Source organism: Actinosynnema sp. NPDC004786, assembly GCF_053601135.1.
On record NZ_JBSGBG010000029.1, the window covers coordinates 105,728 to 116,616 of the forward strand.

A 10,889-nucleotide genomic window follows, 5' to 3' on the forward strand; every position below is an offset into this window, starting at 1 on the left:
GTGCGGCTGACCCGACGTGGCACGTGCACCCTCGCGGTCGCGGTCGTGCTCCTCGCGCTCGGTGTGGTCGCGGGGTACCCGCTGGCCGTCGCGCTCGGCGCGATCGCGCTGGGCGCGGTGGCCGCCGCGCTCGGGGTCGCGGGGCGCGGGCCGCGGGTGGAGGTGATCCGCGAGCTGTTCCCCGACCGGGTCGAGCGGGACGGCCGGGCCGGGATCACGCTGCGCGTCCACAACCCGGGCCCGCGGCGGCAGGGCGGCTTCACCGCGGTCGACCGGATCGGCGAGGACCGGGTGACCGTCGCGGTCCGGCCGCTCGCGCCCGGCGCGGAACAGGTCTACCTCGACGAGCTGCCGACCGGGCGGCGGGGCAGGCACCGGGTCGGCCCGCTGACCCTGGTCCGCACCGACGCGCTGGGGCTCGGCCGGGCCGAGGTGACCCTCGGCGCGACGGCGACGCTGTGGGTGTACCCGAGGACGCACCCGGTCGGCGCCGTCACCGGCGGGCTCCCGCTGCACCACCACGACGGGGAGGCCGCGGAGACCTCGCCGCGCGGGTCGCTCGACGTCCGCGAGGTGCGGCCCTACGTGCCCGGGGACGAGGTGCGCCACCTGCACTGGAAGGCGACGGCGCGGACCGGGCAGCTGATGGTCCGCGACTACGCGGACCCGCTCCGGCCGCAGTTCACCGTGCTGCTGGACGACCGGCGCGAGGTGGCGGCGCCGGAGTTCGAGGAGGCGGTCGAACTCGCGGCGTCCCTGGTCGTCGCCGCCGCCACTGCCGATCACCGGTGTCGGCTGGTCACGCCGGGCGGTGTCGACGTCGGCACGGACTCGGGGTGGGACGCGGTCCACCGGTACCTGGAGGAGCTGTGCGTCGTGACGCGCGCCGAGGACGCGGGCCTGCCGCTCGTGCCCGCCGCGTTGGCGCGTGCGGGCGGCGGCACGCTCGTCGTGATCTCGTCCTCGACGACGGTCTCGGCGGGTGACCGCGCGGCGCTCGTCGGCGTGCGGCCGCGGTACGCCGACGTGATCCTGCTGGTCGGGCAGGCCGGCGCCGCGCCCGAGGCGCCCGGGGTGCGGGTGCTGCGGGCGGCGAACGCCGTGGACGCGATCCGCCGGTGGCAGGAGGTGATCGCGTGACGAGGGGTCACGCGGTCGGGCTGCTGCTGGCCACCGCGGTGCCGGGCCTGCTGTTCGCGCCGGTGTTCGGGTTGCGTGCGCTGGCGCCGCCGGTGCTCGCCGTCGTCGTGGCGTGCTACGCGGTCTTCGAGCTGTGCCTCCGGGTCGCGGCGCTGCGGCCGTGGCGGCCCCTGCTCGCGGTGCTCGTGGGCGCGGTCGCGCTGGTCGAGGTGGCGCTCTTCGACACCACGCGGGGCGGGCTGCCGACCTCGGGCAGCGTGGCGCGGCTGGTCGCCGGCGTGACCGACTCCTGGCAGCTCACCCTCCAGTCGACGTGGCCGGTGCGGCCGGAGGCGGACCTGCTGCTGTTCGTGCCGCTGCTCGTGCTCCTCGCGGCGTCGGCGGGGGTCGAGCTGCTGCGGTGGCCGGCCGCGGCCGTGCTGCCGAGCCTGGCCCTGCTGCTGCTCAGCCAGACCTTCGTCGCGGTGTCGGGCGTGGTGGCGGTGCTGGTGGCGCTCGGCTACGGGGTGGCGGTCGCCGGGCTGTTCCTCACCCCGGCGCGCTCCGCGGTCGCGTTGACGGCCGGGTTGGGCGTCGTGGCCGGGGTGGTCGCCCTGGTGGTGCCGGTGGGACCCGCGTACTCGGTGCGGCAGAACCAGGTCGCGCAGGTCCCGCTGCCGCGCGAGGTGAGTCCGCTGACCGAGGTCGCGGCGCGGTTGGCCGACCCCGGAGCGGAGGTCTTCCGGTACACGAGCGACGCCCCGGTGGACCGCTGGCGGCTGGTGGTGCTGGACCGCTTCGACGGCGTCGCGTGGACGGCCGACGACCGGTACCGCAGGCTGGGCGCGGAGATCGCGCCGCCGGCCGGGGTGACCGTGCCGACGACGTCCCGCTCGGCGCGGGTGACCGTCCCGAGTGGACCGCGGTGGCTGCCGAGCCAGGCCGTGCCCACGTCGGTGACGGGCGCGGTGCGGCCCCTCGTCGACGAGGACGCCGGCACGCTGCTGCTGCCGGAGCGGGGCGGCCGGGTGGAGTACGAGCTGAGGTGGCGGGAACCGTCGGGCGACCTCTCCGGGTTGGCCGACGCCGGGGTGTCGACCGACGTCCCGCCCGGCGACGTCGGCACCGTCGTGGACGGGATCGCCGACCTGGCGGAGGAGGCCACCGGGGCCGCGCGGCCGACGTTCCGGACGGCGCTGGTGCTGGAGCGGTACCTCGCCGACCACTTCAAGGTCGCGACCGGCGGGGAGCTGCCGACCGGGAGCGGCTGGCCGCAGCTGCGCGAGTTCCTGCTGGAGACCCGGCGCGGCACGAGCGAGCAGTTCGCCGCGTCCTACGTGGTGCTCGCCCGGATCGTCGGCATCCCGGCCCGGTTGGCGGTCGGGTACCGCGCGCCCCGCGGGCCGGTGGCCGGCGAGGCGGTGGTGCGCAACGGGGACGTGCTCGCCTGGCCCGAGGTCGCGGTGGAGGGCGTCGGCTGGGTGCCGCTCGACCCGACCGGCACGGCGGCCGACGCCGGTCCGACGCGGACCGGGCTGGCCGAGGTCGTGGCCAAGGCGCGGGCCGAGCTGCCGCCGCCGGACCAGCGGCTGCCCGACCCGCCCGTGGCCGCGGTCGAACCGGGGGACGGGGGCATCCCCTGGACGGGGGTCCGCGACGTGGTGCTGCGGGGCTTGGCGGGCGTGCTCGCCCTGCCCGTGGTGGTGCTGCTGGCCGTCCCGGGCGCGAAGGCCCTCCGGACCGCGCGCCGCAAGCGCCTGACCGGCGTCCGCGGCGTGGTCGGCGCGTGGTGGGAGGCCCGCGACCTGTTGCGCGCGCACGGCGTGCGGATCACGCCCGGCATGACGGTCCGCGACGTGGCGGCCGCGTCCGCCGGCCCGGTGGTGGCCGGCCTGCACCGCCTGGCGGGCCACCTGGACGTGGCGCTGTGGTCGGGCGCCGGGGCGGACGACGACGCGGTGGCGGGCGCGTGGGACGCCGTCGCGGAGATCCGCGGGGCGCTCGCCGGGCGGTCGTTCGGCGCGCGGGTCCGAGCGGCGTTCGCCCTCCGATGACCCGGCTGGTGGGCACCGGTCCGGTCGCCGAGGTCTACGCCGTCGACGGCGTGGCGTTGAAGGTGTTCCCCGGCCGGTTCGACCGGCACGCGCTCGCGACGATCGAGCGGGACCGGGCCAGGCTCGCCGGGCTGTCCGCGCCGGTGCTGCCGCTGGACGGGGTCGAGCTGGTCGACGGCGTGAAGCACGCGTTCCGGATGGAGCTGTGCGCCGACTCGCTGGAGAACCGGGTGCGGCGGGAGGGACCGCTGTCGTCGGAGGAGGTGGACGCGCTGTGCGGAACCTTGTCACGCGGCCTGGCCGCCGCGCACGCGGCCGGCGTGCTGCACGGCGGGATCACCCCGGCCAACGTGCTGTTCCGCGCGAACGGCGAGGTCGTGCTGGCCGACTTCGGCGTGGCGCAGCGGCAGCAGTTCCGGCGCGACCCGTTGGCGGGCATCGAGTGGGTGTCGCCGGAGACGCTGCGCACCGGCGTGGTCGAGGCGGCGACCGACGTGTACGGCCTCGGCGCGGTGCTGCACTTCGCGCTGACCGGGCGGTCGCCGCACCCGGGCCGGATCGGGGAGCTGCCCGGCGAGCGGATCCTGCGGGTGCTCGGCGACCCGGTGCCCGCGGTCAGCCGGCCCGACGTGCCGGTCGCGCTGGCCACCGCCATCGGGCGGATGCTGGCCCCCGACCCGGCGCGGCGGTCGGCGCCGGTGGCCGCCCCGGTCGAGGCCCCGCCGTCCCGGCCCGCGCGCCGGCGCCGGCCCGCGGCGGTCGCGTTGGCGGCGCTGCCGGCCGTCCTGGTGGCGGTCGTGCTGTGGCCGCGCGCCGCGCCGCCGGACGCCCTGCCGCCGGTCGTGGGCGCGGCGGAGCCGACGATCGAGCTGGACGAGCCGATCGACCTGGGCGACCGGGTCTCGCTCACGTGGACCGCGTCGGACGACCGGCTGTACTTCGCCGTCCGGTACTGGGCCGAGGGGGAGCCGGGGCGGACGGAGGCCGTGGGGTTCGGCCGGTCGGCGACGGTGACCGTCGATCCCGATCGCGGGTACTGCTTCCTGGTGCGGGCCACCGAGGGCGGGGACCGGGTCTTCGAGAGCCGGACCGTGCGGCTGCGCGACGCGGTCTGCCACAGGTGAGGCGGCCGGCGCTGGCCGGGACACCGGGGCGGCTCCGGTGCATCGGCCCGGCGGGTCGGTTCCGCGGGGTCGGCTCGGCGGGTCGGTTCCGCGGGGTCGGCTCGGCAGGGGGCTGAGCGGTCGGCCCGGCGGGTCGGTCGAGCGCGTCGGCCCGGCGGGTCGGCCGGGCTCAGCCGGCGGGGATCGTCTCCCCGGCCTCCCGGCGGGCGGCGTGCAGGTCGGGGAAGGGCAGCCGCACGCGGGTCGCCAGGTAGCGTGCGCCGCTGGTGCCGCCGGTGCCCGGCAGGTCGGCCAGCATCCGCCGCACCACGGCCAGGTGCCCGGCCTGCCAGTCCCGGTAGCCGAGGGCCACGGCCGACAGGCCGTCCACCACGCGGCGCAGCGGGCCGGTGGAGCGGCACGCCTCGGGCAGCGTCACGCCCGCGGTGGCGAGGGCTTCGGCCAGGGCGGTGGCCAGGGGACCCGCGGCGGGGCCGAGGCCCAGCACCCGCTCCAGCTCGGCGAACTGGCGCGACTGCGCGCCGCTGGCCGTGCCCAGGAACGGGCGGAAGCGGGCGAAGCAGGACGGCGGCAGGTGGTCGAGCACGTCCAGCTGGGCGCGCAGCACTCCGAGCAGGGCGGCGGCCCGGGTCAGGCGCTCCGCGGAGGCGTCCGGGTCGCCGCGCCGCAGGGCCTGCGCGGCGTGGTCCAGGTCGAGCAGCAGTTGCGCCAGCCACAGCTCGCTGGCCTGGTGCACCACGATGAACAGGTGCTCGGCGGAGCGGACCGCGTCCGACTCCGCGGCGGGCGACTTCGGCCGCTGGAGCGACAGCAGCGCGTCCAGGCGCAGGTAGCCCGAGTAGTCCAGGGTCATGACGTGCTCTCCACTCGGCGCCGGATCAGCCGCCGCCGGGGGCGAGCAGGCCGTGCGCGGCGAACGCCTCGTCCGCGCCCGGCACGTCGAAGACGCCCGCGGAGCGGAACACCCGCACGGTGGCGCGGCAGATGCGCGCGGCGCGCTCGTCCCCCGCGCCGGGGCCGTAGGAGTCGGCGACGACGGCACGGGCGGTGTCCTCGTCCAGGCCCGCCAGCCGCAACGCGCCGAACACCGGCTTGACGTCCAGGTCCAGGCACGCCTTGACCAGCGCCGGCAGCGCGTGCGCCACCGGTTCGCGCAGGCCGGTGTCGAGCTGGGTCCACAGGCGGTGGAAGAAGTCGGCGAAGAACCGGTGGTGGTGGCCCTCGTCCTTGGCGTGGTCCCGGGTCAGGTCGCGCACCACGGTCAGCACGGTGGGGTCGTTGGGGATCTCGTTGAGCACCGCCGTCACCAGCGTCTCGAACACCACGACCTGGAGCAGCGGCACCACGGCGGGCGCGTCGGGCAGCAGCCGCGCGCCGACGTCCTCCAGCGCGTCCACGAAACCGCCGTAGTCCCACGGCGGCAGGGCGACGCCGGTCTCCCGCGCGATCTGGTCGGCCAGGTCCAGGCTGTACAGCGAGTGGTAGCCCTCGTCGCAGTACACCTTGAAGGCGTCGAGCCGCGACTGCACCGGCAGGTCCACACCGGACCGGTTGTTCGCGATCAGCTCGGCGGCCCGGTTGACGATCCGGGTCTCCAGGTGCGCCGTGGACAGCAGGAACTGGTACAGGTGGCGGATCGTGAGGTCGCGGCGGGCGCGCTCGGGCAGCGCGGCCACGGCCTCGTGCGCCAGGTGCGGGATGTGCCGGGCCGGGTAGAACACCTTGCCCTGGTCGGTCTCGTCGTGGAAGAGGCGGCGGGGGCCGCCGCGCACGCCGGCGGTCTCGTACCAGGACGCGAACGGGCTGTTCATGGGGTGCTCCTCGAGGGTGCGGTGGCCCGGGCCAGGCGTTCGATGCCGGTGGTGACGAGGTCGGCGGGCACGGCGTGACACACCCGGAACCAGCCCGGCGCGGGCGCGCCGAACGCCGAGCCGGGCAGCACGTTGACCCGGGCGTCCCGGGTCCGCCGCCACAGCCGGTCCTCGGCGGCGAACGTCGGCTCGTCCAGCCGGTCCCGCAGGTCCGCCCACAGGCTCAGCCCCGCCGTCGCGGGCACGTGCCGGATGCCGTGCGCGGCCAGCAGGGACGCCGCGTGCGCGTGGGACGCGGCCAGCCGGCGCCGGTTCTCGGCCAGCAGCGCGGCCACCCGCGCGTCGTCGGACAGCAGGGCGCACGCGAGCGCCTGCGTGTCGGTGGAGACCGTGGCGAAGTAGGCCAGCGCGCGGGCGGCGTCGCGGGTCGGCCGGGCCGGGCGCAGCACGCCCACCTTCAGGCCCGACAGGCCGAAGTCCTTGGCCAGGCCCCAGATCACGTGCACGCGGTCCGCGTGCGGGCCGAGCACCTCGGGGTCCATCACGCTCACGAACGGGTCCGGGCCGAACGCGCAGTGCGCGTGGATCTCGTCGCTGATGACGTCCAGGTCGTGCTCGGCGGCGACCCGCAGCAGGTCGCGCAGCACCGCCGCCGGGTACACCGCCCCGTGCGGGTTGGCGGGGGAGCTGAGCGCCACCGCGCGCACGGTCGCGCCCTCGCGGCGCAGTCCGCGCACGGTGCGGTCGACGACGCCGGGGTCCAGCGCGAAACCGGTGTCCGGGCTCATCGGCGCGGGGACGAGCCGGGCTCCCGAGCGGTCGGTCAGGTCGCCCGCGAACGCGGAGTAGTAGGGCGCGGGGACGACGATGACGTCACCGGGGTCGCACGTGACCGTGGCCGCGATGTCCAGCGCCGCCGTGGCGCCCGCGGTGATCACCAGGTCGTCGGCGTCCACCGGGGCGCGCCACGTCCGGCCGAGCAGCCGGGCGACGGCGGCGCGCAGCGCGGCGGCGCCGTGGGGCAGGCCGTACCGGGTGTCGGCCGGCGGTCGCGGCGCGGTCAGGAAGGGCCGGAGCACGTCCTCCAGCAACCGGTTCTCGGCGGTGCCGAGGTTGACGTGCCCCGACGGGTTGTCGACCGGGTGGAACGGGTCGGCCTCGGCCTCGAAGTGCGCGGTGGCGATGACGGGGGCGCCCGCGGCGAGCCGGGCGGCGGCACGGGAGGTCATCGGACCGCGCTCCGCTCGACCGGCGTCCCGGTCAGCAGGCCGGGGTGCGCGCCGAGGCCCATCGAGGCGTCGATGACGGCCCCGTGCAGCAGCGCGGCGGCGGGCAGGGTCAGCCAGTGGATCAGCTCGGCCACCTCCTCGGGTCGGATCAGCCGGCCGCCGGGCAGCCGGGCCAGCAGGGCGGCGCGGCCCTCCGGGGAGAGCCCGTCGAGCGTGCTGGCGCGCAGCATCCCGGTGTCGACCGCGCCGGGGCACACCGCGAAGACGCGCACCGGCTCGTGCGCCAGCTCGGCGGCCAGGTGGCGCGTCAGGTAGGTCAGGGCGGCCTTGCTCATGCCGTCGGCGACGTGGAAGCCGGGGAACGTGGCGATGCCGCCGCCGACGCTGGCGACGTTGACCACGACGCCGTCGCCCCGGCGGAGCATGTCGGGGAGCACCTGCTGCGCCAGCCACAGCGGGCCGAGGCTGTTGACCCGGAAGAACGCGGCGGCCTGCTCGGCCTCGCCGTCCACCTGGGCCTCGACGGTCTTGGAGCCGACGGCGGCGTTGTTGACCAGCACGTCGACCGGTCCCGGCAACTCGGCCGCCAGCCGCTGGTGCGACACCCAGTCGCCCTGCTCGAAGCCGAACGCCGCGACCTCGGCCCCGGCCGCGGTGTGCTCGGCGACGATCCGCTCGGCCCGGTCGCGGCCGCTGCGGTAGGTGAACCACACGCGGTCGCCCGCGGCGGCGAACCGGGCGACCGCGGCCCGGCCGATCCCGCTGGAGCCGCCGGTCACCAGCACGGTCCGCATCATCGTTCTCCTGTCGGTGTGGTGGGCTCGGTCGCCGCGGTCCTCAGGCCCCGCCCGCGAAGGCCAGCGCGTGCACGGCGGAGCCGACCGGGTCGTCCGGGTCGCCGAGGCCGAGCGGCAGGTCGAAGTGGTTGCGGCCGGGCACCACCAGGTCGGTCACGGGCACGCCGAGCGCGGTGGCGCGGTCGACGGCCAGGCGTTGCTGCGCGTCGAAGCCGGCCGGCTCGTCCGCGCCCCTGGCCAGCACCAGGGGCGGCAGCCCGGCGTGCAGGCGCCGCGCCGGCCCGCACTCGGCCACCTCGGCCGCGGTCAGCCCGACCTCCGCGCCGACGCTGGTGTCCAGCAGCGGTTCCAGCTCGTAGAGCCCGCTCAGCAGCACCGCGCCCGCGACGGGCACGGGCGCCGGCGGCACCAGGCACATGGCCGCCAGCTGCGCGCCGACGGAGTGGCCGACGAGCACGACGCGCCGCGGATCGACGCCCAGCGCCGGGGCGTCGTCGACCAGCTTCCGCGCCGCCGCGCGCACCGCCGCGGTGATCCGGGCGACCCGCGCGTGCGGCGAGAGGGGGTAGCCCACCGCCGCGAAGGCCGCGCCCGCGGCGACCAGGCCCGGCGCGCCGTAGGCCGACGACCACTCGTCCAGCAGTTGCCAGTAGCCGCCGTGCACGAACACCACCAGCGGCGCGTCGGGCGCCGGCGCGGGGAAGAAGTGCACCCGTTCGGCGGGGTCCGCGCCGTAGGGCAGCTCCCGCCAGGTCAACGCGGCCCGCGCGGCGGCGGACCGCTCCGCGTACCGGTCGAGGTACGGCTGCACCGAGGGCACGCCCAGCCCGGGCAGGTAGTCGCGGTCGAGCCGGCCCGCACGGGCCCCGGCTAACTCCGGTCCGCTCACCGGGGCCGCCCGCCCGCCGCCCCGCCGCGCCGGTCCTGCGCGCTGGTGTCGATCACGGCGGCGATCCTAGCGACGGGGACGGCCGGGGACGCCCGAACGGCCGCCGCCCGCCACCCCCCGCGCCGCCGCCCGCGACGCTTCCCGCGCCGACTCGGACCAACGGGACGACCAGGGCGAATGCCGCCACCCGACGGCCGCGGCGGCGGTCCCGCACGCCCGTCGCCGACCTGCTACGACGGGCGGTCCCGAAGCTGCGGGGTGCCGAACGTCGGCGGGCGCGCGTGCCGCCGGCCGGTCGTCGCGGGAGCCGTTCGTCGTGCCGGCGCGCTCGGACCGCCGTTCCGCCGGCGAGCGGGCGACCGCCGTGCCGCGACGGGCGCACCAGGGCCTCCGACCGGCGCGTTCGACGACCCAGGCCGGGGACGACGGCGACGCCACCGGTCCGGCGCGGGAGGCCGCGAGGCGACCGCGCCGAAGGGTCGTTCGTCCGGAGGAGGCGGCACGGGCGTTGCGCGGGCCGGCTGACGGCGACGTGGTCGCCGAGGCCCGCCGCTGCCCGGGACGCGGCCCGGCGGCGCAGGCCCTCCGGAATCCGGGAGGACGTCCGCGTTCCGGCCGGCCGGCTAATTGCCGGACCGGCTCCGGCGTGATAGGGGAGAATCCCGGAAATGCGTGCCGAAGTCGTCGGCGTCGCTTCCGAACCGATCACGAAGGCCGGCCGGCTAATGTTTTAGCGGTTCCCCGGCGCGGTGTCGTCGGCCGCCGGCCCGGCGGGTCGGGTGCCGGCCCCCGGGGGAACCGTCGTCCGGTGTGGCCCCCGTTCGGCCCGGCAGCGGTGGTCGGACCCGGCGGAGCTAAAAATATCAGGGTCATTCTTTAGCATTCGACAATGCGTTCGACGGTTCCCGCGCTAACGCGTGCGAAACTTTTTCGTCGCATCTTGACCGTGCGCAGGTCATCCCTCACAGTTTGATCGACGCGATCGGTACCGCGGCTGTGGCGACGCAGTCCGTGCGCCCGTCTTCGGTCCTCGGATTGTCCACGATGACGTAATCGTTGTTCGTCCAGGGGGCGCGAGATGGACCACCCGGCGTAGACGGTCGTTCGGACGTTGCCCGTGCCGCGGACTGCCCCCACCTCGACGAAGAGGAGCCCGCCCATGGCCGGAACAGGCCATCACCCGCCCACCGCCGTCCCCCGAGCCCGCAGGCGTCGGGTGGTCGGGGCCGCCGCCGTCGCCGCCGTGCTGCTCGGCGGCGTGGTGGCGGCGGTCGGCGCGACGCCCGCGTCGGCGGCGACCGTCGACACCAACGCCTGGTACGTGCTGGTCAACCGCAACAGCGGCAAGGCGTTGGACGTCTACAACCTCGCCACGAACGACGGCGCGCGCATCACCCAGTGGACCCGCAACGACGGCAACCAGCAGCAGTGGCAGTTCGTCGACTCCGGCGGCGGCTACTACCGGGTGAAGTCGCGGCTGTCGGGCAAGGTCCTCGACGTCTACAACTTCTCGACCGCCGACGGCGGCTCGATCGTGCAGTGGACCGACAACAACACCACCAACCAGCAGTTCCGCCTGGCCGACTCGGACGGCGGGTACGTGCGGCTGATCAACCGCAACAGCAACAAGGCCCTGGAGGTGCAGGGCGCGTCGACCGCGGACGGCGGCAACATCGTCCAGTACAGCGACTGGGGCGGCGCGAACCAGCAGTGGCAGTTCGTCCGCGTCGGCGGGTCCGGCCCGACGACGACCACGACGACCTCGCCGGGTGGCGGGTGTTCGCTGCCGTCGACCTACCGCTGGTCGTCGTCGGGTGTGCTGGCGAACCCGAGGTCGGGCTGGGTCTCGCTCAAGGACTTCACCTA

General features: G+C 76.6%; 9 protein-coding genes. 4 read left to right on the forward strand and 5 right to left on the reverse strand.

Translation table 11 applies throughout. From position 1 onward, the window contains the following. Genes ACWEFJ_RS24690 through ACWEFJ_RS24700 form a run of 3 tightly spaced genes read left to right on the forward strand, consistent with a single transcriptional unit; the run spans position 1 to position 4,297 of the window. Complete coding sequence (locus tag ACWEFJ_RS24690; RefSeq protein WP_449715214.1) at positions 1–1,140, forward strand: DUF58 domain-containing protein; 1,140 nt, start codon at positions 1–3, stop codon at positions 1,138–1,140. Beyond that, positions 1,137–3,173, forward strand: coding sequence for a transglutaminase family protein (locus ACWEFJ_RS24695; RefSeq protein WP_449715215.1), 2,037 nt, complete (start codon positions 1,137–1,139; stop codon positions 3,171–3,173). Before ACWEFJ_RS24690 ends, ACWEFJ_RS24695 begins: the two co-directional genes overlap by 4 nt. Next, positions 3,170–4,297, forward strand: a complete 1,128-nt coding sequence (locus ACWEFJ_RS24700; RefSeq protein ID WP_449715216.1) for a serine/threonine-protein kinase — start codon at positions 3,170–3,172, stop codon at positions 4,295–4,297. The genes ACWEFJ_RS24695 and ACWEFJ_RS24700 overlap by 4 nt, the downstream gene beginning before the upstream one ends. 169 nt (positions 4,298–4,466) lie before the next feature. Here ACWEFJ_RS24700 and ACWEFJ_RS24705 read toward each other — a convergent pair whose 3' ends face one another. From ACWEFJ_RS24705 to ACWEFJ_RS24725, 5 genes are read right to left on the reverse strand one after another with little or no spacing between them, the layout of a single operon-like run. Continuing rightward, positions 4,467–5,150, reverse strand: coding sequence for a tryptophan 2,3-dioxygenase family protein (locus ACWEFJ_RS24705; protein ID WP_449715217.1), 684 nt, complete (start codon positions 5,148–5,150; stop codon positions 4,467–4,469). Between the two features lie 25 nt (positions 5,151–5,175). Continuing rightward, positions 5,176–6,108, reverse strand: coding sequence for a diiron oxygenase (locus ACWEFJ_RS24710; RefSeq protein WP_449715218.1), 933 nt, complete (start codon positions 6,106–6,108; stop codon positions 5,176–5,178). Continuing rightward, positions 6,105–7,337, reverse strand: a complete 1,233-nt coding sequence (locus ACWEFJ_RS24715) for an aminotransferase class I/II-fold pyridoxal phosphate-dependent enzyme (protein WP_449715219.1) — start codon at positions 7,335–7,337, stop codon at positions 6,105–6,107. Before ACWEFJ_RS24715 ends, ACWEFJ_RS24710 begins: the two co-directional genes overlap by 4 nt. Continuing rightward, positions 7,334–8,131, reverse strand: a complete 798-nt coding sequence (locus ACWEFJ_RS24720; protein ID WP_449715220.1) for an SDR family NAD(P)-dependent oxidoreductase — start codon at positions 8,129–8,131, stop codon at positions 7,334–7,336. The genes ACWEFJ_RS24715 and ACWEFJ_RS24720 overlap by 4 nt, the downstream gene beginning before the upstream one ends. Before the next feature lie 43 nt (positions 8,132–8,174). Beyond that, entirely contained in the window at positions 8,175–9,023 is an 849-nt protein-coding gene (locus tag ACWEFJ_RS24725) for an alpha/beta hydrolase (protein WP_449715221.1), read from the reverse strand. Positions 9,024–10,182: 1,159 nt separating this feature from the next. On the opposite strand from ACWEFJ_RS24725, the gene ACWEFJ_RS24730 reads away from it, so the two are divergent. Next, positions 10,183–10,889: non-reducing end alpha-L-arabinofuranosidase family hydrolase (locus ACWEFJ_RS24730; protein WP_378098473.1), on the forward strand; the 707-nt coding region annotated here is incomplete at its 3' end.